Annotated in this window: 21 protein-coding genes; 9 read left to right on the top strand and 12 right to left on the bottom strand. The window is 64.9% G+C overall.

From position 1 onward, the window contains the following. Nucleotides 1-356 precede the first annotated feature (356 nt). The 4 genes from xseB (at nt 357) to ACK4OE_RS20110 (ending at nt 4,921) form a co-directional block, all read left to right on the top strand. Nucleotides 357-599 carry an exodeoxyribonuclease VII small subunit gene (xseB, locus tag ACK4OE_RS20125; protein ID WP_409887424.1) on the top strand — a complete coding sequence of 81 codons (243 nt, stop codon included), beginning with the start codon at nt 357-359 and terminating at the stop codon, nt 597-599. Then, the gene (locus tag ACK4OE_RS20120; protein ID WP_409887422.1) at nt 596-1,534 is read left to right on the top strand and encodes a polyprenyl synthetase family protein; all 939 of its coding nucleotides are present in this window, start codon (nt 596-598) and stop codon (nt 1,532-1,534) included. The genes xseB and ACK4OE_RS20120 overlap by 4 nt, the downstream gene beginning before the upstream one ends. Nucleotides 1,535-1,655: 121 nt before the next feature. Next, nucleotides 1,656-3,572 (top strand): 1-deoxy-D-xylulose-5-phosphate synthase, encoded by a 1,917-nt coding sequence (dxs, locus tag ACK4OE_RS20115; RefSeq protein ID WP_409887420.1) that lies wholly within the window; start codon nt 1,656-1,658, stop codon nt 3,570-3,572. A gap of 266 nt (nt 3,573-3,838) precedes the next feature. Next, complete coding sequence (locus ACK4OE_RS20110; RefSeq protein WP_409887418.1) at nt 3,839-4,921, top strand: TRAP transporter substrate-binding protein; 1,083 nt, start codon at nt 3,839-3,841, stop codon at nt 4,919-4,921. Between the two features lie 486 nt (nt 4,922-5,407). On the opposite strand, the gene ACK4OE_RS20105 is transcribed toward ACK4OE_RS20110, so the two are convergent. The 3 genes from ACK4OE_RS20105 to ACK4OE_RS20095 form a co-directional block, all read right to left on the bottom strand. Next, a complete protein-coding gene (locus ACK4OE_RS20105) occupies nt 5,408-7,207 on the bottom strand; it encodes a TRAP transporter large permease subunit (RefSeq protein ID WP_409887416.1) in 1,800 nt (599 codons plus the stop codon). A gap of 3 nt (nt 7,208-7,210) precedes the next feature. Beyond that, nucleotides 7,211-7,828 carry a TRAP transporter small permease subunit gene (locus tag ACK4OE_RS20100; RefSeq protein WP_409887414.1) on the bottom strand — a complete coding sequence of 206 codons (618 nt, stop codon included), beginning with the start codon at nt 7,826-7,828 and terminating at the stop codon, nt 7,211-7,213. A gap of 182 nt (nt 7,829-8,010) precedes the next feature. Continuing rightward, nucleotides 8,011-9,138, bottom strand: a complete 1,128-nt coding sequence (locus ACK4OE_RS20095) for a substrate-binding domain-containing protein (RefSeq protein WP_409887412.1) — start codon at nt 9,136-9,138, stop codon at nt 8,011-8,013. A 74-nt stretch (nt 9,139-9,212) separates the two neighbouring features. Between ACK4OE_RS20095 and ACK4OE_RS20090 the strand changes: the two genes are divergently transcribed. The 3 genes from ACK4OE_RS20090 (at nt 9,213) to ACK4OE_RS20080 (ending at nt 11,583) form a co-directional block, all read left to right on the top strand. Then, nucleotides 9,213-9,950 carry an ABC transporter permease gene (locus tag ACK4OE_RS20090; protein ID WP_409887410.1) on the top strand — a complete coding sequence of 246 codons (738 nt, stop codon included), beginning with the start codon at nt 9,213-9,215 and terminating at the stop codon, nt 9,948-9,950. Further along, entirely contained in the window at nt 9,947-10,675 is a 729-nt protein-coding gene (locus ACK4OE_RS20085; protein WP_409887408.1) for a phosphate ABC transporter ATP-binding protein, read from the top strand. The genes ACK4OE_RS20090 and ACK4OE_RS20085 overlap by 4 nt, the downstream gene beginning before the upstream one ends. 182 nt (nt 10,676-10,857) lie before the next feature. Then, a complete protein-coding gene (locus ACK4OE_RS20080) occupies nt 10,858-11,583 on the top strand; it encodes an extracellular solute-binding protein (protein WP_409887406.1) in 726 nt (241 codons plus the stop codon). 33 nt (nt 11,584-11,616) lie between these two features. On the opposite strand, the gene ACK4OE_RS20075 is transcribed toward ACK4OE_RS20080, so the two are convergent. The 8 genes from ACK4OE_RS20075 to modA form a co-directional block, all read right to left on the bottom strand. Further along, nucleotides 11,617-13,314: an ABC1 kinase family protein gene (locus ACK4OE_RS20075; protein WP_409887404.1), complete on the bottom strand. Its 1,698-nt coding sequence runs from the start codon at nt 13,312-13,314 to the stop codon at nt 11,617-11,619. Nucleotides 13,315-13,349: 35 nt separating this feature from the next. Then, on the bottom strand, nt 13,350-13,826 hold the full coding sequence (locus ACK4OE_RS20070) for a DUF2269 family protein (RefSeq protein ID WP_409887403.1): 477 nt from the start codon (nt 13,824-13,826) through the stop codon (nt 13,350-13,352). Next, entirely contained in the window at nt 13,823-14,206 is a 384-nt protein-coding gene (locus tag ACK4OE_RS20065; protein WP_409887401.1) for a DoxX-like family protein, read from the bottom strand. Before ACK4OE_RS20065 ends, ACK4OE_RS20070 begins: the two co-directional genes overlap by 4 nt. A 30-nt stretch (nt 14,207-14,236) precedes the next feature. Then, entirely contained in the window at nt 14,237-15,367 is a 1,131-nt protein-coding gene (locus ACK4OE_RS20060; RefSeq protein WP_409887399.1) for a saccharopine dehydrogenase NADP-binding domain-containing protein, read from the bottom strand. Between the two features lie 20 nt (nt 15,368-15,387). After that, nucleotides 15,388-17,091 carry an EAL domain-containing protein gene (locus ACK4OE_RS20055; protein WP_409887397.1) on the bottom strand — a complete coding sequence of 568 codons (1,704 nt, stop codon included), beginning with the start codon at nt 17,089-17,091 and terminating at the stop codon, nt 15,388-15,390. A gap of 116 nt (nt 17,092-17,207) precedes the next feature. Next, nucleotides 17,208-18,296 carry a molybdenum ABC transporter ATP-binding protein gene (gene modC, locus ACK4OE_RS20050; RefSeq protein WP_409887395.1) on the bottom strand — a complete coding sequence of 363 codons (1,089 nt, stop codon included), beginning with the start codon at nt 18,294-18,296 and terminating at the stop codon, nt 17,208-17,210. Beyond that, nucleotides 18,296-18,976 (bottom strand): molybdate ABC transporter permease subunit, encoded by a 681-nt coding sequence (gene modB, locus ACK4OE_RS20045; RefSeq protein WP_409887392.1) that lies wholly within the window; start codon nt 18,974-18,976, stop codon nt 18,296-18,298. Before modB ends, modC begins: the two co-directional genes overlap by 1 nt. Before the next feature lie 36 nt (nt 18,977-19,012). Further along, nucleotides 19,013-19,759 carry a molybdate ABC transporter substrate-binding protein gene (gene modA / locus ACK4OE_RS20040; protein ID WP_409887390.1) on the bottom strand — a complete coding sequence of 249 codons (747 nt, stop codon included), beginning with the start codon at nt 19,757-19,759 and terminating at the stop codon, nt 19,013-19,015. A gap of 203 nt (nt 19,760-19,962) precedes the next feature. Between modA and ACK4OE_RS20035 the strand changes: the two genes are divergently transcribed. Next, nucleotides 19,963-20,775 (top strand): TOBE domain-containing protein, encoded by an 813-nt coding sequence (locus ACK4OE_RS20035; protein WP_409887388.1) that lies wholly within the window; start codon nt 19,963-19,965, stop codon nt 20,773-20,775. Between the two features lie 147 nt (nt 20,776-20,922). On the opposite strand, the gene ACK4OE_RS20030 is transcribed toward ACK4OE_RS20035, so the two are convergent. Continuing rightward, nucleotides 20,923-22,071, bottom strand: a complete 1,149-nt coding sequence (locus tag ACK4OE_RS20030; RefSeq protein WP_409887386.1) for a helix-turn-helix domain-containing protein — start codon at nt 22,069-22,071, stop codon at nt 20,923-20,925. Nucleotides 22,072-22,250: 179 nt separating this feature from the next. On the opposite strand from ACK4OE_RS20030, the gene ACK4OE_RS20025 reads away from it, so the two are divergent. Further along, on the top strand, nt 22,251-22,638 hold a 388-nt coding region (locus tag ACK4OE_RS20025), incomplete at its 3' end, for a (2Fe-2S)-binding protein (protein WP_409887384.1).

Genomic DNA, 22,638 nt, shown 5'->3' with positions numbered 1-22,638 from the left:
GAACAGCGCATCGTCAAAGTAGCTTGAAACTGGTAGTTGGCTTGCGGCCTGCTGCAGTTGAAGACTTAAATCAGACATGGGTGACCTGACCTAAAGACTCCCCACAGGGAGAAAGTGTGGGAGGTGCGCCTGGGAAGAGCGCATCTGGAAAAAGAAAACCGGCTCAGAAGGGGGCCGGCTCGAAGTGAATGGGATTATAGGCGGTGGGGTTATTCCCGCACCCCCGTTACGTGAATAGGAAACATGGGCACGCCCGCACAGGTGCCGCAGCATCAGCCCAGCGTTTATCCGACACCGGCGCCGCGCTGCTGCGCCTAAAATGGCCGGTTTTTCACCTGCGCTCTGCCGCTCCCTCCATGCCCAAGGCCCCCGCAACTGCCGCTCGACCTGCCGAACCTGCCAGCTATGAGGCGGCCCTGGAAGAGCTTGAGCAGCTCGTGGCCCGCATCGAGTCCGGCCAACTGCCGCTGGATGACATGCTGGCGGGGTACCAGCGTGGCGCCACGCTGCTGGCTTTTTGCCGCAAAAGGCTCGATGCCGTGCAGGACCAGATCAAGGTGCTGGACGACGGCCAGCTGCAACCCTGGACGCAGGAATGAGTGCCATGTCCATGCCGATGGGTTCCGCATTTGACGTGGCTCCGTGGAGCCAGAACCACCTGACCCGGGTCGAGCAGGCCCTGTCGCAATGGGTGGGCGAGGGCGCTCCGGCGGGCTTGGGTGACGCCATGCGCTATGCCGTGCTCGATGGTGGCAAGCGCCTGCGGCCGCTCCTGGTGCTGGCGGCTTACGAGGCGGTGTGCAGCAGCGCATCTGTGGCCACGCCCGCGCTGGACGACGCGGCCATCCGTGCAGCCTGCGCGGTCGAGCTGATCCACGCCTATTCGCTGGTGCATGACGACATGCCCTGCATGGACAACGACGTGCTGCGCCGGGGCAAGCCGACGGTGCACGTGCAGTTTGGCGAGGCCCCGGCCCTGCTGGCGGGCGATGCCTTGCAGGCGTTTGCGTTTGAGTTGCTCACACCCGACGACAGCCTGATCCCGACCGCAATCCAGGCCACCCTGTGCCGTCTGCTGGCGCGTGCAGCCGGTTCTGCGGGCATGGCTGGGGGCCAGGCGATTGATCTGGCCAGCGTGGGCGTTGCGCTGGCGGAAGACCAGCTGCGCCAGATGCACCGCCTCAAGACCGGCGCGTTGCTGCAAGGCAGTGTGCTGATGGGCGCGGTGTGTGGTCACGCCGCCGCCACGGCTTACCAGGCACTGTCCGATTACGGTGCCGCCATGGGCCTGGCGTTTCAGGTGGTGGATGACATCCTGGACGTAGTGGCCGACTCGGCCACGCTGGGTAAGACCGCAGGCAAGGATGCCGCCGCCGACAAGCCCACCTATGTCTCGTTGCTGGGCCTTGCCCGCGCGCAGGCCTATGCTCAGGAGCTTTTGGTGGAAGCGCATTCCGCGCTGGCCCGCAGCGGCTTGCCCGATACCCGCGCTTTGGCCGCGCTCGCTGACATGGTGGTGCGGCGTTCCTACTGAAGCCAACGCCCACACCGTGTACGCTGCACCAGCCCATAGCGCCGCCGAGTGCTGAAAATTGTGTCAAATTGGCCTCTAGCGCTTATCCATAAAGCGCTAGCAGCTATTAAAAATATAGTAAATGTCCACGATGTCCTTCCCCCTGCTGCAGACCATCAATGACCCGGCCGACCTGCGCCAGCTCTCGCGCGCAGACCTCAAGGCACTGGCCGCCGAGCTGCGTGGGTTCGTCATCGAAAGCGTTTCGCAGACCGGCGGGCACTTAAGCTCCAACCTGGGTACGGTCGAGCTGACGATTGCGCTGCATCACGTCTTCCACACCCCCGACGACCGTCTGGTGTGGGACGTGGGCCACCAGACCTATCCGCACAAGATCCTCACCGGCCGCCGCGACCGCATGCACACGCTGCGCCAGTTGGGCGGCATCTCGGGCTTTCCGCAGCGCGCTGAAAGCATCTACGACACTTTTGGTACCGCGCACTCCAGCACCAGCATCTCGGCCGCCTTGGGCATGGCGCTGGCTGCCAAGCGCAAGGGCGAAAATCGCCACGCCGTGGCCATCATTGGCGACGGCGCCATGAGTGCAGGCATGGCCTTTGAGGCGCTCAACAATGGTGGCGTGGCCGATGCCAACCTGCTGGTGGTGCTGAACGACAACGACATGAGCATCAGCCCGCCCGTGGGTGCGCTCAATCGCTACCTAGCTCAGCTCATGAGCGGGCAGTTCTACGCAGCCGCCAAGAACGTGGGCAAGACCGTGCTGCGCCCCGTACCGCCGCTGCTCGAACTCGCCAAACGCTTTGAGCAGCAGGCCAAGGGCATGGTGGTGCCTGCCACCCTGTTCGAGAAGTTCGGCTTCAACTACATCGGCCCCATCGACGGGCACGACCTGGATTCGCTCATCCCGACGCTGGAGAACATCAAGAGCCTTAAGGGCCCGCAGTTCCTGCACGTGGTCACCAAAAAGGGCCAGGGCTACAAGCTGGCCGAGGCCGATCCCGTGGCCTACCATGGTCCTGGCAAGTTCGACCCTGCGGTGGGCCTCGTCAAAAGCACCTCTGCGCCCAAGCCCACCTTCACCCAGGTGTTCGGTCAGTGGCTGTGCGACATGGCTGCGCACGACGCTCGTCTGGTAGGGATCACGCCCGCCATGCGCGAAGGCTCGGGCATGGTGGAATTTGAAAAGCGGTTTCCGGACCGGTATTACGACGTTGGCATTGCCGAGCAGCATGCGGTGACGTTCGCAGCCGGCATGGCGTGCGAGGGCGTCAAGCCCGTGGTGGCTATTTACTCCACCTTTTTACAGCGCGGCTATGACCAGTTGATTCACGACGTGGCGCTGCAGAACCTGCCCGTGGTTTTCGCGCTGGACCGCGCAGGCCTTGTGGGGGCCGACGGTGCCACGCACGCCGGTGCGTATGACATCCCGTTCGTGCGCTGCATTCCCAACATGAGCATGGCATGCCCCGCCGACGAGCGCGAATGCCGCCAGCTACTCAGTAGCGCCTTCGAGCAAGACCACCCCGTGGCGGTGCGCTACCCACGTGGCAGCGGTGCGGGGGTGGCTCCGCTTGGCAACCTGGAGGGCCTGCCGTTCGGCAAGGGCGAGATCCGCCGTGCGCGCAAGGGCACCGACGCCAACTCTAGCGTTAACTCAAGCGTCAATGCACCCCGCATTGCCATTCTGTCGTTCGGCACCTTGTTGTATCCCGCGCTGGAAGCCGCCGAGGCGCTGGATGCGACCGTGGTCAACATGCGCTGGGCCAAGCCCATTGATGAAGCATTGCTGCGCGAAGTGGCTGAACACCACGACGCCCTGGTGACGCTGGAAGACGGCGCGATCATGGGCGGCGCTGGCAGTGCGGTCACCGAGGCGCTCAACGCCGCCGCCATCGTGCGCCCACTGCTCCAGTTGGGCCTGCCCGATGTGTTCATCGAACACGGCGACCCAGCCAAACTGATGTCGCTGCAAGGGCTGGATGCCGCGGGCATTCGCGCCTCGATAGAGGCACGCTTTCTGCACACAAGCGCCCCGTGATTGCCGCTGGGTAGCGTCTTTGAGGTTACAGATTTCGGCGTGATTTTTCGGGCGGATGTCGGGGCTTGCTGTGCACCTTTTTTGTGCTGTCCCGCAGATGCTTGCAGAACCCTGAAGTCTTGTACAAGACGTTGAGTTTTCGCGGGAAAACCCGCAAAAGTGCCAGGGGGCATGTTCCTACAATGAATGCGGCTGAAACATGTCCTTGGGTCGCCGCGCACAACGCTGCTCCTAAGTTTTGCAATCACTATATCGGAGAGAACCTCATGGATCGTCGTTCAATCATCAAGCAGGCCGGCATCGCTGGCGTGCTGGCTGCAGGCGTAGCACCTGCTGTCCACGCCCAGGCAGCCGTTCGTTGGCGCCTGGCCTCCAGCTTCCCAAAGTCGCTGGACACCATCTACGGCGGCGCTGAGGTTTTCGCTAAGGCCGTCAAGGCCATGTCGGGTGGCAAGTTTGAAATCTCCGTGCATGCCGGTGGCGATCTGTTGCCTCCCTTTGGCGTGGTGGACGGCGTACAGGCTGGCACTGTGGAGATGTGCCACACAGTTCCTTACTACTTTTATGGCAAGAACCCCGCCTTTGCGCTGGGCTCGGCCATTCCGTTTGGCTTTAACGCCCGCCAGATGAACGCATGGATGATGCACGGCAACGGCCGCAAGCTCATGAATGAGTTCTACAACGGCTACAACATGACCAGCTTTGCAGGCGGCAACACGGGCACCCAGATGGGCGGCTGGTACCGCAAGGAGATCAAGTCGCCTGCTGACTTCAAGGGCCTGAAGATGCGCCTGGGCGGCGGCCTGGTGGGCGAAGTGATGCAAAAGCTGGGCGCAGTGCCCCAAAGCATTCCTGGTGGCGAGGTGTACCAGTCGCTCGAAAAGGGCACGCTGGATGCTGCCGAGTGGGTGGGTCCGTACGACGACCAGAAGCTCGGCTTCAACAAGGTCGCCCCGTTCTACTACTACCCCGGCTGGTGGGAAGGCGGTCCTGAAGTGGACTTCTTCATTAACAACAAGGCGCTGGAGTCCCTGTCGGCTGAAAACCGCGCCATCGTTGAAGCTGCCAGCGCGCTTGCTGCTTCTGACATGCTGGCCAAGTACGACGCACTGAACCCGGCAGCCCTGAAGCAGCTGGTGGCTGCCAAGACCAAGGTGCTGCCTTTCTCGCAAGCCGTGATGGACGCATCGTTCAAGGCATCGATGGAAGTGTTTGCCCAGAACGACGCCAAGAGCCCAGAGTGGAAGAAGATCTACGCCGACATGCGTACCTTCCAGCGCGACCAGATCCTCTGGTTCCGTTTTGCCGAAGCCCGTTACGACACCTTCATGTCCGCACAGAAGGTCTAAGCGCGCAAGCGCGGGGCGGCAGCGTCAGACGTTGTGCCCCCCAAGATCTTCAAAGCCCGCCTGGTTTGCCCGGCGGGCTTTTTCGTTTGTGTTGATGGGTGGTGCGTAGCAGGTAGCAGGTGGAGACGTGGCCCTTTCGCTGTTGCGCTGGGGGCGCAGAGGGCAGCCTCGGGCGCGCTCAGGGGGCGAAGGTGCTGTTGAATGCTTCTGGGGCCTGCTGAGAGGCCTGAAGAGACGCGCAATGAGCACACCTTCTTTGAAATGGTTTGACAGGCATGGGGCAATATCGTGGGCGGGGCGCGTTCGGTCGTTTTCAGCGCAGCCTCCTCCCGCGCGCTGCATTCAGTACAAATGAAAAAGCCCCCTGACAGAAATCCTGTCAGGGGGCTTTTCTTGTCGGGTCGCAGCTATTGAAACCTGCGACCTTTAGGCGCTTCTGGAAACCCGGTGCAGCAGCTTGATCGCCGCTGCTGGCACCGTCGCCGTTCAGTTCTTCTTGTCGTTCGCCATCGAGTCTTGCAAGGCCTTGAGCGGATCAACCTCGTCTGAAGATACCGCCGGTGCATCGCCCTGGGCTGCGTCAGCAGCGGGGTCGCTCGCGGCGTCCAGGGTCGGGTCGGCTGGGGGAGCAAAGTCGCCGCCCATGTTGTTCAGGCGTTCCAGCACGTCCTCCTCACTCATGGTTTCAGCCTTGTCGACGTTGCCGGTCACCAGTCCTGGGTTGGCCATGATCAGCGCCACCATGGCGATCTGGATGCAGATGAACGCGATGGAGCCCTTGTAGATCTCCGTGGTGGTCACAGCGCGGATTCTGGCCCCTGTCACCCTGTCTTTGTAGTCGTTGCGTGGCGCCACGCTTCGCAAGTAGAACAGCGCAAACCCGAATGGCGGTGTGAGGAACGAGGTCTGCAGGTTCATCGCGATGATCACGCCAAACCAGATCATGTCGATGCCCATCTTCTCGGCCACAGGCACCAAGAGTGGCACGACGATGAACGCGATCTCGAAGAAGTCGATGAACATGCCCAGCACAAAGATCAGCAGGTTCACCACGATCAGGAAGCCCAGCTGACCGCCCGGCACCTTGTCAAACAGATGCTCTACCCAGATGTGGCCATCGGCCGCATTGAAGGTGAAGCTGAACACCGTGGATCCGATCAGGATGAACAGCACAAACGAGGCCAGGCGCGCCGTGTTGTCCATGGCTTCCTGCATCAGGGTCCAGCTCAGGCGGCGCTTGATCATCGCCAGAACCAGGGCGCCCACAGCGCCCATGGCGCCGCCTTCGGTGGGCGTTGCAATGCCCAGGAAGATGGTGCCCAGCACCAGGAAGATCAGTATCAGCGGGGGCATTAACACAAAGGTCACTTGCTCGGCCAGGCGAGACAGCAGGCCCAGGCGAGCCACCCGGTTGATGATCGACAGGAACAGCGCCGTCAGCGATGCCAGCGTCATCGACAAGATGACTATTTCGTCCTTGGGCGACGGCATGCTGCGTTCGAGCCAGCGTGTCATCAGACCGTCGTGCACCTGGGCCCAGACAACACCTACGGCTGCGCAAACGACAACCAGCGCCAGCAGCGACTTGTGGCCCGAGTTGCCATTGGGTTCGCGGTAAATGCGTGCCTCAGGCGGCAGGGCAGGTGCCCACTTGGGCAGCACGATGGCCACGATGACCACAAACAGCACATACAGGCCCACCAGCATGAAGCCTGGCACCAGGGCGCCTGCATACAGGTCGCCCACCGAGCGGCCCAGCTGGTCGGCCAGCACGATCAGCACCAGCGACGGCGGGATGGCCTGCGCCAGCGTGCCCGACGCGGTGATGGCACCGGTGGCGAGCACTCGGCTGTAGCCGTAGCGCAGCATGATGGGCAGCGAGATCAGGCCCATGGAGATTACGGCCGCGGCCACCACGCCGGTGGTGGCTGCCAGCAGCGCACCCACCAAAATGACGGCAATCGCCACGCCGCCCCGCAAGGGGCCGAAGATCTGACCCACGGTCTCCAGCAGGTCTTCGGCCATGCCGGATTTTTGCAGGATGATGCCCATGAAGGTGAAGAACGGAATCGCCAGCAGCGTGTCGTTCTGCATGATCCCGAAAATGCGCAGCGGTAGCGCCTGGAACAGCACAGAGGGGAAGAGCCCCAGTTCAATGCCGACCCAGCCAAAGCCCATGCCGGCAGCTGCCAGCGCAAAGGCCACCGGAAAGCCCGTCAGCAGCAGCAGCAGCAGGCCGCAGAACAGAAGCGGTACGAAGTTCTGTGTGAGGAAGGTCACTAGCATGGCTTAGCCCGCCTTGGAGGGAGTGGGTGCGAGGGACTCGCGTTCGAGCTGCTCGGCCATTGCGGCAGCGAGCTTTTCTTCTTCTGTGGGTTCATCGTCGTGCGAGAGTGCGTCGGGCCCCACACCGCGCAAGAATGCGATGCGCTTGATGAGCTCGGACACTCCCTGCAACAGCAGCAGCGCAAAGCCCAGCGGGATCAGCCCATAGGCAGGCCAGCGCACCAGGCCGCCCGCACTTTGGGACATTTCGCCCGACTCCCAGGCACGCACAAACAGCGGCCATCCGAGGTCGATACAGATCAGGCAGAACGGGAACAGCACCACCAGGATGCCGACGATGTCGATCCAGTTGCGGGTGCGCGCTGACAGGCGTGATGCGATGAAATCAATGCGCACATGGGCGTTTTTGAGCAGGCAATAGCCCGCGCCCAGCATGAACACCCCGGCAAACAGGTACCACTGGATCTCCAGCAACGCGTTCGAGCTGATATTGAATGCTTTGCGCACTACGGCGTTGCCGGCGCTGATGAGGGTGGTGGCCAGAATCAGCCACATGCTGAGCTTGCCGACCCCGTTGCTCAGCCAGTCCACTGCCCTGGAAAATTTGAGTAAAGCCTGCATGGTGTCTCCAATTGAAAGGCCGCTTGTATGACATGCGGTGTGGCCCCCGGATCAACGAAAGCCACCCGACTAACTTTTACAAGGGCGCGATTCTACGGAGCAGTTTAGGCCGAGCCTGACGGCAGCGTGACGGGGCTATCCCTTGGCAGAGGCTGACCTTGTTGCTACATATATAGGAGCAATTAGGGTTTCTTCCTAGATGTTTTTGCTGGCTTGCGGCGTGCAAACTGCCACCACGGCAGCGCGCTGCTCATCGCCAGCACCTCTCCGCAGTGCCAGGGCGCATAGCCGGACAGGGCCGCCATGCGTGTCTGCCAGTCCGGGGTTTGCAGTAAATTGCGCAACGCCACGGTGGCGGGTTGGTCCAGGCTGGCTTTCAGGCAGGCCAGGTGGTAGCGCTCATGCGCAAGCGGTACAAAGCCCAGTCCGCGCGCACGGGCGGCCAGTTCGATGCCCATGCCCACATCGGCTGCGCCGGCCGCCACGGCCTCGGCGACGGCGGTGTGCGAGGGCTCGTTCAGTGCGTAGCCCGTCAGGGCGTCGGCTGCAACACCAGCCTGGGCCAGCAGGTCGTCCAGCAATACCCGGGTGCCGCTACCCAGCGGCCGGTTCACAAACCGCGCGCCCTTGCGCACCACGTCGGCCAGGCTATGCAGCGCCAGGGGGTTGCCCGGCGCCACGATGAGGCCCTGCGTGCGCTGGGCAAAGCCGATGATCTTGTGCAGGCCCGGCTGCAGCAGCGGCTTGTAGGTGCGCGCGGTCAGCGTGTCGGCAGCGGCATCTTCTACCGTGTGAAAGCCTGCCAGCGTGCACCGCCCCTCGTTGAGTGCGCGGATCGCGTCCACGCTGCCCGTGAAGCGGATATCGAGGTGCAGTGCGCCCGCATCAGCCTGTGCGGCAGCGTGTGCGCGCAACGCCACCAAGGCATCGTCGTGGCTCGCGTACAGGGTAAGTACATGCGCATGGGGATCAAAGGCCACGGCAAACGCGCGCTCCAGGTCGGCGTGCAACGCGGCGATTTGCGGGGCCAGCCGCGCCTGCGCCTGGCGCTCGGCCCACAGCAGTTTGGTGCCGAACTCGCTGAGCTGCGCCGATTGGCCCTTGCCCCACACGATGAGTTCGCCGCCCAGTTGGTCCTCCCAGCGCTTGAGGGCGCCCCACACATGGCGGTAAGACAGGCCGAGCCCGCGCGCTGCGCCCGAGATGGAGCCCTGCTCGGCCACGGCCTGTAGCAGTTCTGGCAGCGGATTGCGGATGACTGCATTGCCCGCATCGCGGCTGAGTGTGTAGTGAAGTTGGACCCTATGCACGGACGTTCATATCGCTGGATATTGGTGGGGTGCCTACGATAGCCGAACGCGATCACAAGGCTTTCCCCGTCCCGATGTCCACTCTGTCTGAAAGCGCGAGCACAGCGCTGCAACTCACCCTCTCGTCCGACCCCGTTCTGTGGACCATCGTGGGCCGGTCCTTGTCTGTCAGTGCCACTGCCTGTCTCATTGCCTGCGGCGTGGGTCTGGTGCTGGGTGCCTGGCTGGGTGTGGCCCGGTTTGCGGGGCGCGGTGCGGTGCTGGCGGTGCTCAACACCTTGCTGGCAGTGCCGTCGGTGGTGGTGGGGCTGGTGGTGTATTTGCTGCTGTCGCGCAGCGGGCCGCTCGGGTCGTTGGGGTGGTTGTTCAGTTTCAAGGCTATGGTGCTGGCGCAGGCCATACTGGTTTTGCCGGTGGTCACCGCGCTCACGCGGCAGGCGGTGGAGGACGCGGAGCGCGCGCATGGCGAGCAGTTGCGGTCGATGGGCGCGGGCCCGCTGCTGCGCAGCCTGCTGCTGGCATGGGACGAGCGCTACGCGCTGCTCACGGTGTTGATCGCATCGTTCGGGCGCGCGATCTCTGAAGTGGGCGCGGTGATGATTGTGGGGGGCAATATCGACGGCTTTACGCGCGTGATGACCACCGCCATTGCGCTGGAAACCAGCAAAGGCGATCTGCCCCTGGCGCTGGCGCTGGGCATCATTTTGCTGGCCGTGGTGCTGGCGCTCAATGTGCTGATCGCCCTGGTGCGGCGCTGGCGCGAGCGGGTGGATGGCTTCGCCGCCAGCACGCCAGTGGGGGTGGGCGCATGAGCGCGCCCGTGGCCCGGCCCTGGGTGGACATGCGCCAAGTGACCGTGCGCTACGGCCGCGTGCAGGCGCTGGACCAGGTCACGCTGCGCATCACACCTGGTGAGCGCGTGGCGCTGGTGGGCGCCAATGGCAGTGGCAAAAGCACGCTGCTGCGGGTGCTTCATGGCCTGGCCGATGCCAGTGGGGGCGGGTTTCAGTGCAATGGCGATATGCGCCAGGCCATGCTGTTCCAGCGCCCGCACATGCTGCGCACCAGCGCACAAAACAACGTGGCGCTGGCGCTGTGGCTGCGGGGCACGCGCTGGCGCGATGCGCGCACTGCCGCGCTGGCCGCGCTGCAACGCGTAGGGTTGCAAGACATCGCGGCGCAGAACGCGCGCACCTTGTCAGGGGGCCAACAGCAGCGTGTGGCCCTGGCCCGCGCCTGGGCGCTGCGGCCCGACGTGCTGCTGCTGGACGAACCCACCGCCAGCCTGGACCCCCATGCCAAGCGCGAGGTGGAGGCGCTGATGGCCGACTTTGCCGCCAGCCACGGCGCTGCCGGGTCCGCGCACCCGGTGACCATGGTGTTCAGCAGCCACAACCTGGGCCAGGTCAAGCGCCTGGCCAGCCGCGTCATCTACATGGAGCACGGCCGTGTGATGGCAGACCTGCCGGTGCACGACTTTTTCAACGGCCCACTGCCCGAGGCCGCCCGTTTGTTTGTCAAAGGAGAACTGGTATGACGAGAATTGACCCCCACGCTCCCCACTTCGTGCGGTCGCTGCCCCTCGGGGAGGCTTTTTCATGTTGGGGCGGCCCGGCGATAAAAAAGTCCAAGCCTTTTAGGCATCCAGCGCTTATCCATAAAGCGCTAGTAGCTACTATTTTGGTAGCGTCTGGTTCGGTGTTTGCACAGAGCATCACCATGGCATCGACCACGTCCACCGAGCAATCGGGCCTTTTTTCGTACCTGCTGCCCGAGTTCAAGAAGGCCAGTGGCCTGGACCTGAAAGTGGTGGCGCTGGGCACCGGCCAGGCGCTGGACATGGCGCGCCGTGGCGACGCCGACGTGCTGTTTGTGCACGACCAGGTCGCCGAAGAAAAGTTTGTGGCCGAGGGCTGGGGCGTGAAGCGCTATCCCGTGATGTACAACGATTTCATCCTGGTCGGCCCAAAAAACGATCCGGCAGGAACGAAAGGCAAGGACATCGTTCAGGCGCTCCAAAAGCTGGCGTCCGCCAACGGCAACTTCATCTCGCGCGGCGACAAGAGCGGCACGCATGCGGCCGAGCTGCGCTATTGGAAGCTCGCGGGCGCTGACGCTGCCAGGGGCAGTGGATACAAAGAATGTGGCTGCGGCATGGGCCCGGCGCTGAACATCGCTGCATCCAGCGGCGCTTACGTGCTGGCAGACCGCGGCACCTGGCTCAACTTCAAGAACCGTGCAGATCTGGCGGTGCTGGTGGAGGGCGACACCAAGCTCTTCAACCAGTACGGCGTGATGGTCGTCAACCCCGCCAAACATTCCCATGTCAAAGCGCAAGACGCGCAGAAGTTTGTCGACTGGATCGTGTCGCCCGCTGGCCAGAGCGCCATCGCGGGCTACAAGATCGGCGGCGAGCAGCTGTTTTTTCCTAATGCCGTGAAGTGACTCTTGGCATCCCTGAGGACGGGCGTACCGACCCTACTCATCGTCCCTGTGGTGGCTGCTGCGCCATATGGCGCGCACCAGCCACAGCCCGCACACCACGGCGCCAAAAAAGCCCAGGAACCCAAACGCTGGCAGCCCAAACAGGGTGGGCCCTCCCTTGACGGTCATTACGATGGACGACCCGATGATCAGCGCCGCAATCACAAGCGCCATCGCAAGGCGATTGGCCGACCTGTCGATCTGGTCGCCCACGCGCTTGAGGTGTGCCAACTCGATGCCCACCTGCAGCTTGCCGCGTCGCGCATTGCGTAGCAGCCGGGCCAGGTCGTCGGGCAGCTGCTCTACGGTGACCAGCGCGCGCCGCAGTGTGCTCCATGCGCGGGCGGTAAGCGCCTTGGGCTGGTAGCGGTTTCTCACCATCTGCCGAAGCAGGGGCAGGGTTTCGGTCGCCATGTGAAAGCCCGGGTCCAGGTTGCGCCCCATGCCCTCCAGCGAGATGAAGGCCTTGATCAAGAGCGCCAGGTCCGACGGCAGGCCCAGGTGGTGTTCGCGCAATATGGCGCTCACATCGGCCAGCATCTGGCCCAGGCCCAACTGCGCCAGGGGCACGCCGTGGTACTGGTCCACAAAGGCCTCGATCTCGGTCTCCAACTGGCCCACGTTCACGCCGGGGCCGTCTCCGGTCCAGCCCAGCAGCACGTCCACCACGTCCTGGGGCTGGTGTTGCACCAGGCCCAGCAGCAGGTGCAGCAGGTCGTCGCGGCGGCGTTCAGACAAACGCCCCACCATGCCGAAATCGATGAAGGCAATGCGGTTGCCGGGCAGATAGAACACGTTGCCCGGGTGCGGGTCGGCATGAAAGACACCGTCTTCCAGAATCATCTTGAGCATGGCCTGTGTGCCACGGCGGGCCAGCAGGGGCCGGTCAAAGCCTGCCTCGGGCGTCAGCGCATCCAGCGCGTTGCCGGGCACGCCGTCGATGAAGTCCTGCACGTTGACGCGTTCACTGGTGTGCGCCCAGTGCACGCGCGCAATCACGATGTGAGGCAGCGAGGCCAGGTTGGAGGCAATGCGCTCGGCCTGGCGGCATTCGCCTGCCAGGTCCAACTCGCGGCGCAGGGACCGCGCAAACTCACGCACCAGCTCTTGCGGGTGGTAGGGTTTGAGCGAAGGCAGCTCGGCCTCGGCCAGCGCGGCCAACCGTTGCAACAGGCGCAGGTCGGCATGGATGGTGTCGGCGATGCCGGGGCGGCGGATCTTGACGATCACCTCGCTGCCGTCGTGCAGTCGGGCGCGGTGCACCTGGGCAATGGATGCGGCCGCCAGCGGGGTGGGGTCAAACCACGCAAACACGTCTTCGGGCTCGCCGCCCAGGTCTTCGCGCAGCTGTGGGCGCAGGGCCTCGATGGGCACGGCGGGCACGTGGCTGTGCAGCTTTTCAAACTCTGCAATCCACTCGGGGCCAAACAGGTCCGCCCGGCCCGCCAGGATCTGTCCGAACTTGACAAAGGTCGGCCCCAGTTCTTCCAGAGCCATCCGTACCTGCGCGGGCGGCTCCACCCGCGCCAGGTCGGCCGCGTGCGTCCAGTTCAGCGCCTGGCCTGCGCGTTCGAGTTTGTCGGCCAAACCCATGCGGCGCACCGTATCGCCAAAGCCGTGGCGCACCATCACGCCCAGAATTTCCTTCAGGCGGCCCAGGTCTCGCGCGGTGTCCAGGGTCTCGATCAGCATGGGGCGATGATAGTGGGCGGTTGCCTCTCAGCCCCTCAGAACGCCAGCGCGGGCTTGTTCACCATCAGGTAGAACACCACCACCATGGCCACAAATGCTGGGTAGCCCAGTGCCTCCCAACGGCGCGCGTAGCGCCAGTACAGCGGTGGCAGCTCGCCGCCGCTGTGTGCTGCCTCGGCTGCCATGTCGCGCATGCGCAGCTGCAGCCACACCACGGGCAGCCAGCAGGCCCCGGCAATGGCATACAGCAGCAGCGACACGGCGAGCCAGGGCGTTGTCAACGGCAGCCCCGCCATGTACGCCATCGCCAGGCCCGTGGCAGGCTGCACAAAACCGGCGGGCGTGGTGAACCACCAGTCCGCCCGCACCACCAGCCGTGTGACCACGGCCTGCGCCTGCACGTTGCCGCTGCGGTTGGTGAAGAACATGTAGAACGCCGAGCCCAGCCCTGTGCCCACCAGCAGCACGCTGGAGACGATGTGGACCCACTTGAGGATGAGGTACAGGCTCATGGCGACGGGGGTGCGGCGTCTTTGAGCAGCACCAGCAGGATGGCGGCTATGGGCAGGTTCTTGGTCAGCGGGCCCAGCGGGTGCAGCCACCAGCCGGGGTCGATGAGGGTGGCCAGCAGGGTCATCACACCCATCAGGCCCAGGGCGGCCCAGTAGGCTGCGCGGCCGGGTCGCCATGCCAGCCATAGGCCCAGCGCGGCATCGGCGGCGGCACCTGAGAGGATGAGGGCGGTGGCCAGGCGCGGATCGGTCAATGCACGGGGGAGGCTGACCAGCAGTTCCCGGCTTTGCCCCTGTAGCTCGACCACGCTGACGATGGCCGTGACGAGCCACACGAACACAAGGCTCAGGCGCAACAGTTGGCGGGATGCTGGGTGCATGGCTTCAGGGCCTCCGATAAATGGAAGGAGCTACGGCGCTTCATCCAGCGTGTCCGTCACCATGCCCCACCGGGCAAACTCGGGCGCAAAGGCCTGCAGTGGCAACTGGCTGGTGCTGGTGTGCGCGCCGGTGGGCAGAGTCTGGCCGGCAGCGATCTGCCGGGCCAGCAGAACGGCCGCCATGCAGGGGATTTCGGGGCCATGGTCGTCATCGGCTGCAAGGTGCCATGCGCGGCGGCGGGGGCGGCTTTGCGCGTCGGTGCCTGCCACGCGCACCACCATGCCGCCCAGGCCCGTGCCCATGAAGTCCAGCACTCCGCCCGTGTGGTGCATCAGCCAGGCCAGTTTTTCGGGATGGGGCAACACTCCCCAGTGGCGCAGCGCGGCAATGGCAGCAAAGGTGCGCTGCGCCAACTCCACCTCCAGCGCAGCGCGGAAGGTCACGCGGTCACGGGCCTGGTAGTGCGCCGGAAACAGCTCCAGATCCGGGATGTCGCACACTGCGCCCATGCGCGGGCGCAGTCGATGGAACTGCACGGGGGTAGGCTGTGCCCAGCCGCGCTGGGGCTGCCAGCGTCCGCCGCGCCACATGTCAATTGGGAGGCCGCAGTAGGTCAGCACTGCCGCCAGCGTGGCCTGTCCGCGCGGCGCGCGCTGTGCGGGGGCGATGCAGATGTCGATGCTGTCGATGTGCTGCCAACCCGCGCAGAGGTTGTCCACCACGGCGGACGACAACGCGGGCACGGTGCTGGCGCCCGCGATGGCCGTGCGCTGCGCTGCGGCGAAGTGCGGGTGCAGGGCGGCCGGAAAGTCGCACACAAAACGGCGGCCATCAGCCAGGTCAATGTAGTGCGCACCGGCGTCGGCTGCGGCCTGGGCCACGCCGTAGTCCTGCGCCTGAAATGGCCCTGCGGTATGAATGACAAGGCCCACGCCCAGTGCACGCAGCCGGTTTGCCAGGCCCGGCGCACTGTGGTCCAGTGCGATACCCTGTGCGCCGTGGTGCAGGGTGGCGGCCAGCGCGTTGGCATGCGCGGCGTTGCGGCCTGCCACCAACAGCGCAATGTGGTGATGGTTGGCCGGGTCGCCAGCCAGCGCCCGGCAGATGCGGGCGCCGAAGTTACCGTAGCCGCCCAGGACGAGTGTTGTGAGTGTAGTCAAGACGTGTTTGCAGGTTGCGCTTAGGTTCTGGGTGCCCACGGCACCGGGGCCAGCGCGGGCGAGCGGGATGAGTGGGCAGCCCAGGCGCTGCGGGGTGCCAGCAGTGCGGCCTGCAACGCGGCACGCTGCGGCTGCATGGCCGTCTGGTGCCATGCAGGCACATCTGCAGCGGGCATCGGCTTGCTGAACACATAGCCTTGAATGCTGTGCAGCCCCACCGCGGCCAGGGTTTGCAATTCTTCAATCGTCTCTACGCCCTCTACCACCACCGACAGACCGAACTCCTGCGCCAGCGCGCCCACATGCCGCAGCAGCGACTGTCGGCGCCGGTCCTGCGCCAGCTGGCGCACAAACAGGCGGTCGCACTTGATGCCTGCAATTGGCAGATCGGCCAGCATCCCCAGCGATGAGTAACCTGCACCAAAGTCGTCCATCAGCACGGCCACGCCCATGGCGGCCAGGTCGTCGATGGCCGCCACCGTTTGCGAGCCCAGCGCAATGATGGCGTGCTCTGTCATCTCCAGCTTGAGCATGCGCGCGGGCAGCGCACGCTGGGCCAGTTCGTCGCGCAGCCAGGGGGCAAAGTCGTCGTCCAGCAGCGTGATGGGGGCCACGTTCACACTGATAGCGGTGTCGTGCAGCCCCGCAGCTTGCCAGGCCTTCACGCAGTCCAGCGCATTGCGCAGGATCATGCGGTCCACCTCGGCAGTTTTGCCCTGCAACTCACACACCAAGAAAAAGGTTTCGGGGTTGATGTTGCCCAGGGTTTTGTCGGTCAGGCGCAGCAGCGCCTCAAACTGCACGCCGCGCTGCTGAAAATCCACAATGGGCTGAAAGTGCAGCGCCAGCCGCTCGGGCCGCAGCAGGGTGTGCAGGTGATCGGCAATCAGCGACAGCTCCATGTCGCGCTCGGCGTTCTGCGCCATGTTGGACACCCGCATCAGCGACAGCCCGCGGCGCATCAACTGCTGGCGCCCCGCGTCCCAGCGCATGTTGCTCAACTGCTCGATGGCCACCGCGATGGCAAACAATAAGACGATGACCATCAACGCAATGCCATCGGACTCGCCGGAAGGGTCGCCCAGGTGGAGGGGGAACGTGTTGACCAGTAGCCAGTGCAGCAGCAGGATGGCGCCGCCGCACAGCAACTTGTCCTTAAAGGTCTGCTGCCGAAAATGCGGCGTAAGCACGCTGAGCTTGGCCGAGCGGTGGCGCACGGAGGTGTAGGTGGCAATCCCTACGGCCGTGGCCATGGACAACACAATGGCCAGCCAGTTCACCTGCGCAAAGCTGTTCACATGACCGCGTGTGATGGTGAAGTGCGCCGCCAGCATGCCCGCCGCCAGCAAGATGCCCGCAAACACAATGCGCCGTTTGTTGGCGCTGGTGCTGAGCGTGGGGATGGTAAAGCGCGCACTGATCGCCATGATGAGCAGGCCGCTGAGCGCGGGCACCAGCTCTAGCACGTGGTGTGCGAGTTCGGCATACATGAAAAGCCCCACCACGTCCAGCGCCCACACGATGCACCCAATACACAGTGCCGCGTGCGACGCACTGATTCGGCGGCTGGATGGATCGACCGAATACGCCGTGTGTTCCACCAGCCGCTGACACACATGCACCACCAGTGATGCCAACACCCAGAACAATACGCTTTGCAGCAGCGGCGGAAACCCCACCGCAAACGCCTGTATAGCGCCGTGCCAGATTGAAACCATGTCCATGCACTCTCACCCTTTTTTGGAGGTCATCATAAGACCGAAGTGTGGTGCCTTTTCTTACACAGCCGGCCCGTCGTCGCATCGAGCTGGTGCCCTGCGGTTTGACACCGCAGCCGCGCTCAATTCACGATCGCAATGCCTTTGACTTGCGCAAAAACCGCCTTGCCAGGGAGCAGTGTGAGGGCCTGGGCTGAGCGTTGCGTCATCCGGGCGAGCAGCCGGGTGGGGCCTACATCAAGTGCCACCATGCACTGACCGGGGCAGTCATCGATCACCTGAGCCACTGTGGCGGGCAGGATGTTGAGGATGCTTGTGTTCACCTGCTCGGCCAAGGTCAGGCTGACGTCGCGCGCCTGGATGCGCAGGCGCACCGTGTCGCCGACCGGCCGCTCCGTAGGGCTGGCCAGAAGCAACTGCCCGCCAGCAAACTGCACGGTGGTGATGTGGTCTGCTGCGTCGTGGCGCAGCACCGTTCCTTGCATCACCGAGGCGGCCGCATCACCGTGCGCCAGCGGCAGGTCCAGCCGCACCAGAATGTCTTCGGTGCTCCCGCTCGCCAGCACCCGTCCATCCTGCATGAGCACCATGTGCCCGGCCAGGCGTGCCACTTCGTCGATGGCGTGGCTGACATACAGCACGGGGATAGCGAGAGTGCGGTGCAGCCGCTCCAGGTAGGGCAGTACCTCGGCCTTGCGCTGTGCGTCCAGTGCGGCCAGGGGCTCGTCCATCAGCAGCACGCGCGGCCCGGTGGCCAGTGCACGGGCCATGGCCACGCGCTGGCGCTCGCCGCCCGACAGGGCGTGGGGCCTGCGGTCCATTAGGTGGGCGATGCCCAGCAGGTCCACCACCTGGTCCAGCGCTACGGTGTGCCGCTCTGGGGGTGTGCGTTTGCGGCCGTAGTCGATGTTGCCGCGCACGCTCAGGTGCTCGAACAGGCTGGCCTCCTGGAACACATAGCCCAGCGCGCGCTGGTGCGTGGACCGCCAGATGTGTTCGCCGTCGTCCTGCCAGACCTCGCCGTTGACCACCACGCGGCCCGGCTGGGCGCGCGCCAGCCCCGCGATGGCGCGCAGGCAGGTGGTCTTGCCGCAGCCTGAGGGACCAAACAGGGCAGTAACGCCGCGCCCGGGCAGATGCAGGTCCACGTCGAGCGTAAAGCCACCAGGACGGGCGAGCATCAGGCGTGCATCGATTTGGTTGTCGGCCATCAGGACACCATGGATGCGCGGCGGCGCGTGAGGTTCAGACCCAGCAGCACCAAGAAAGAGAACAGCACCATGCCGCCCGCCAGCCAATGCGCCTGCGTGTATTCAAGCGCTTCCACATGGTCGTAGATCTGCACCGAAACCACCCGCGTCACTCCGGGGATGTTGCCGCCCAGCATGAGCACCACACCGAACTCGCCCAGCGTGTGCGCAAAGCTCAGGATGGCCGCTGTGATGAAACCCGGGCGCGCCAGCGGCAGCGCCACGGTGAAGAAGCGGTCCAGCGGCCCGGCGCCCAGGGTTGCCGCTGCCTCCAGCGGGCGGGTGCCGATGGCTTCAAACGCCGCCTGCAGCGGCTGCACCGCAAAAGGCAGCGAATAGATCAGCGAGCCCGCCACCAGCCCCCAGAAGGTGAAGGGCAGGGTGCCCACGCCCAGCCACTGCGTGAACTGGCCGATGGGCCCGTTGGGGCCCATGGTCACCAAGAGGTAAAAGCCGATAACCGTGGGCGGCAGCACCAGCGGCAGCGCCACCACGGCCGACACCGGGCCGCGCCAGCGCGATGGCGTGTGCGCCAGCCACCACGCCAGTGGCGTGCACAACACCAAAAGCAAAGCCATAGTGGTGGCCGCCAGGCGAAGCGTGAGCCCAATGGCCGCCAAATCTGCGCTAGAAAAAGGCATGAAGAGGGTGAAGCAGTCCGAGAGCCCGCAGGTGTGTCAGAAACTATAGCCGTACGACTGGATGATGGCGCGCGCCTTGTCACTGCGCAGGTAGGTGAGCAACGCGGCGGCAGCCGGGCTGTCCTTGCCAGGGTTGAGCAGCACGGCATCCTGGCGAATGGGGTCGTGCAGGTTGGCAGGTACCTGCCAGGCCGAGCCACTGCGGACCTTGCCATCGACTATTACCTGCGAAAGCGCCACAAGTCCCAGCTGAGCATTGCCCGTGGAGACAAACTGAAAGGTCTGCGCGATGTTCTCGCCCTGGACTAGGCGCGGCTGCAGCGCAGCCGCAACGCCCAGCTTGTCCATCACCTGGACCGCTGCTGCGCCATAGGGCGCGAGCTTGGGATTGGCAATGGCCAGGTGCTTGAAGTCCCCTTTCTTGAGCACATCGCCCTGGGCATCCACATAGTTGGCCTGTGCACTCCACAGCACCAGGGTGCCGATGGCGTAGGTGAAGCGCGAATTGGGCGCCGCCTTGCCCTCGCGCTCCAGCTTGGCGGGCGTGGTGTCGTCGGCCGACAGTAGCACCTGGAACGGCGCTCCGTGGGTGATCTGCGCGTAGAACTTGCCGGTGGCACCGAACGAGAGCTCGGCCTTGTGCCCGGTGTCGGCCTCAAAAACGGCCGCAATCTTCTGCATGGGTGCCGTGAAGTTGGCGGCCACAGCGACGGAGACGGTGTCGGCATGCGCGGTGTGAAGAGCCGCGAAGACCCACCCCGCGAGCGCGATGGAACGGGTCATTTTTGTGTAGCGATGTTGCATGGTGGGCCGGCGTCAAAGCGCTATTCGTTTATGGAATAGCGCGAGTATATGCACGATGGACAAATCTCCCGCCGCTACCTGTCGCTACCTGTCGCTACCTGTCGCTGCCCGTCGTTACCCTGTGCTACCCATCGCTCCTGCGTCGCTGGCCCCACAAGGCAGTGCTCAGGCATCATCCACCCATGCCTGTTTCACCCTCCCTCACGGATGCCCTGGGCCATGCCCTGGCTGACAAACGCCTCGACATCCTGCGCCAGATTGGCGAGTGTGGCTCCATCTCGCAAGCCGCGCGTGCCGTGGGCGTGAGCTACAAGGCCGCGTGGCAGGCGGTGGACACGCTGACCAATCTGGCGGGCACGCCGCTGGTGGACCGTGCGGTGGGTGGGGCCGGGGGCGGCGGTGCGCAGCTGACCGAGGCGGGGCACCAGCTGCTGGCGGCGGCCGATGCGATGGCGCAGGCGCGGGGGGCTGTGCTCTCACGCTGGCAGGCCACGCCGCATGCGGGGCCTGCGCTGGCGCGGCTGGCCGTGCGCACCAGCATGCGCAACCAGTTGCCCTGTGTGGTCGAGCGGCTCGTGGTGCGGGGGCAGATCGTGGAGGTGCTCCTGCGCCTTGGCGCCGACGGCGAGGGCGCTTCTGCGTTGGCCTCACGCATCACCCGCGAAAGCGCTGAACTGTTGGGCCTGCAGCCGGGGGTGACCGTGCAGGCGCTGTGCAAGGCCACCGCGGTGCGGGTGGAGCGGGGTGGGCGGCTGGCATCCGCTGCTGCATCCGAGGCCGATGCGGCAGCGATCGATGCGCCGGGCACCCACCGCCTGCAAGCCAGAGCCACGCGCGTAGTGCGGGGTGACTCGGGCGATGAGGTGTCCGCCGCGCTGGTGGGTGGATTGCAAATGGTGGGCTTTGCAGCGCCTGGCAGTGGCCTGCGTGCTGGCAGCCCGGTCGTGCTGGTTGTCGAAGAAAACGCCGTGGCGCTGGCGCTGGCCGAGGTCTGATGCCGACACGGCTGCTGCACACTGCGGTTGGCATGTTTTGCTACTTAATTTGTAGCTATTAGCGCTTATTTGGTAAGCGCTAGGGGCGAATTTCACTTGGATTTTGCACGCTGCGCCGCCCGTCTGCGCCAGTGCCCCCGCCGACAGTCACAGCCCCTTGGGGTGCCCCAGCTTGCGGTACACCGTCGCGCGGCTGATGCCGAGCGCCCGGGCAGCTTCTGCCACGTTGCCGCGGGCGTCTTGCACCGCCTGGCGGATCAGCGCGGTTTCGGCCTGGCGCAGCGGCGCCGCTGCCGGGTGCACGCCCGCCAGCGCCGGGGGCATGGCGTTAGCTAGATGGCAGGCCCCACGGGCGTGTTCTGGCAGTTGCGCCAGCGCGTGCAGGCGCAGGCCCGACCACAAGGGCAAGTCCATGGGCTGCACAGCGTGCCGCCGGGCGGCATCGAACAGCATGGCCCATGGCATGGCCAGCAGTTCGCTGGCGTGGATGGGTGCACCCGGGGTGCGCAGCGGCTGGGGTACCAACTGGCGGGCCATGCTGTTGGCGCCCAGCACAAACCCATCGCCGTCCAGCGCCATCAGTCCGTCGCCTTCGCTGCCCAGCGGGCAGCCGGGCCAGTTAAGGCGCAGCAGCAGGGCATGGGGCAGCTGCAGCAGCATGGCGTCTTCCATCGCGCGGGCCGACCGCGCCACCAGGTGGCGCAACTCGGGCCGCTCGGGCACATCCACGCCGGTCAGATCGAGCATTCCGATGCACTGCCCGTCGGGGCCGAAGAGCGGCGCCCCCGCACAGCTGTAGCTGCTGTTGTCGTCAAAGAAATGCTCGCCCCGGTGCAGCCACACCGGCTGCAGCTCCGCCAGGGCTGCGCCAATGGCAGTGGTGCCCACGGCCGCTTCCGACAGGTCGATGCCCACGCGGCCAATGGCGCTGGCGCGCGGGTCGCCGGGGTCGCAATGGCCTTGCACATCGACAACGATGCCGCGTGCGTCGGTCAGCATGGCGAAGTAGTGCATGCCCGCAATGGCGCGGGTGAGCTGCTGCAGCACGGGCCGCGCTGCGCGCAGCAGGTGGTGGTTCTGCTCGTGGCTGTGGCGCAGCGCTGTCGCGCTGACGGCATCAAAAGCCACCCGGTGGGTGGGGTTGAGCCCCTGGGCCAGGCAGCGTTGCCACGACCGCGCAATCCATGGCTCTACCTCGGCCCGCAGGGGCGCTGCGCCATCCGCCAGCAGGCTCTGGCGCGCCTGTGCAATCAGCGCGTGGCGGTGGGCGGGGGAGGTGGGCGCGGAGGACAGCATGGTGAACCGAATCCTTGAGCTGCGCATGATGCGCTGGTGTGCGCTGCAACATGTTTCATTTTGAGAATATCCAGCAAGGGGCGCCGGAAATCTAGGGTTGTCCCTAGGGAATGTGGCGGGTACGAGGCACAAGATGCGCTGGCTTATCCAGCCAAAAAACCCTTCCAGGAGACAGCCAGATGCAAGTCCAGTTCACGGTCAACGGGCGCGCCGCCAGCGTTGACGTCCCTCCCAATACCCTGCTTGTCCATGCGCTGCGAGAGCATTTGCTGCTCACCGGCACCCATGTGGGTTGCGACACCAGCCAGTGCGGGGCGTGCACGGTGCATGTGAATGGCCGGGCCGTCAAATCCTGCGCCATGCTGGCGGTGCAGGCCCAGGGGGCCGAGGTGACCACCATCGAAGGCATGGCCACCCCCGACGGCACCATGCACCCCATGCAGGCGGCGTTCAAGGAATGCCACGGCCTGCAATGCGGCTTCTGCACCCCGGGCATGGTGATGAGTGCGGTGGACCTGTGCAAGAACCACCCCAACGCCAGCGAAGGCGAGATCCGCGAGCTGCTCG

The sequence above is a fragment of the Acidovorax sp. genome (genome assembly GCF_046314175.1).
Classification (GTDB): Bacteria; Pseudomonadota; Gammaproteobacteria; order Burkholderiales; family Burkholderiaceae_C; genus Acidovorax.
The sequence above is the reverse complement of the archived record's forward strand: the minus strand, read 5'-3'. Positions and strand labels throughout refer to the sequence as shown.

Excerpts from the sequence above, each read along its gene's own strand:
- modA (WP_409887390.1), bottom strand. The coding sequence starts at position 19,759 with ATGACCCGTTCCATCGCGCTCGCGGGGTGGGTCTTCGCGGCTCTTCAC.
- ACK4OE_RS20080 (WP_409887406.1), top strand. The coding sequence starts at position 10,858 with ATGGCATCGACCACGTCCACCGAGCAATCGGGCCTTTTTTCGTACCTG.
- xseB (WP_409887424.1), top strand. The coding sequence starts at position 357 with ATGCCCAAGGCCCCCGCAACTGCCGCTCGACCTGCCGAACCTGCCAGC.
- dxs (WP_409887420.1), top strand. The coding sequence starts at position 1,656 with ATGTCCACGATGTCCTTCCCCCTGCTGCAGACCATCAATGACCCGGCC.
- ACK4OE_RS20110 (WP_409887418.1), top strand. The coding sequence starts at position 3,839 with ATGGATCGTCGTTCAATCATCAAGCAGGCCGGCATCGCTGGCGTGCTG.
- ACK4OE_RS20090 (WP_409887410.1), top strand. The coding sequence starts at position 9,213 with ATGTCCACTCTGTCTGAAAGCGCGAGCACAGCGCTGCAACTCACCCTC.
- ACK4OE_RS20105 (WP_409887416.1), bottom strand. The coding sequence starts at position 7,207 with ATGCTAGTGACCTTCCTCACACAGAACTTCGTACCGCTTCTGTTCTGC.
- ACK4OE_RS20075 (WP_409887404.1), bottom strand. The coding sequence starts at position 13,314 with ATGCTGATCGAGACCCTGGACACCGCGCGAGACCTGGGCCGCCTGAAG.
- ACK4OE_RS20085 (WP_409887408.1), top strand. The coding sequence starts at position 9,947 with ATGAGCGCGCCCGTGGCCCGGCCCTGGGTGGACATGCGCCAAGTGACC.
- ACK4OE_RS20035 (WP_409887388.1), top strand. The coding sequence starts at position 19,963 with ATGCCTGTTTCACCCTCCCTCACGGATGCCCTGGGCCATGCCCTGGCT.
- modB (WP_409887392.1), bottom strand. The coding sequence starts at position 18,976 with ATGCCTTTTTCTAGCGCAGATTTGGCGGCCATTGGGCTCACGCTTCGC.
- ACK4OE_RS20030 (WP_409887386.1), bottom strand. The coding sequence starts at position 22,071 with ATGCTGTCCTCCGCGCCCACCTCCCCCGCCCACCGCCACGCGCTGATT.
- ACK4OE_RS20055 (WP_409887397.1), bottom strand. The coding sequence starts at position 17,091 with ATGGACATGGTTTCAATCTGGCACGGCGCTATACAGGCGTTTGCGGTG.
- ACK4OE_RS20120 (WP_409887422.1), top strand. The coding sequence starts at position 596 with ATGAGTGCCATGTCCATGCCGATGGGTTCCGCATTTGACGTGGCTCCG.
- ACK4OE_RS20070 (WP_409887403.1), bottom strand. The coding sequence starts at position 13,826 with ATGAGCCTGTACCTCATCCTCAAGTGGGTCCACATCGTCTCCAGCGTG.
- modC (WP_409887395.1), bottom strand. The coding sequence starts at position 18,296 with ATGGCCGACAACCAAATCGATGCACGCCTGATGCTCGCCCGTCCTGGT.
- ACK4OE_RS20065 (WP_409887401.1), bottom strand. The coding sequence starts at position 14,206 with ATGCACCCAGCATCCCGCCAACTGTTGCGCCTGAGCCTTGTGTTCGTG.
- ACK4OE_RS20100 (WP_409887414.1), bottom strand. The coding sequence starts at position 7,828 with ATGCAGGCTTTACTCAAATTTTCCAGGGCAGTGGACTGGCTGAGCAAC.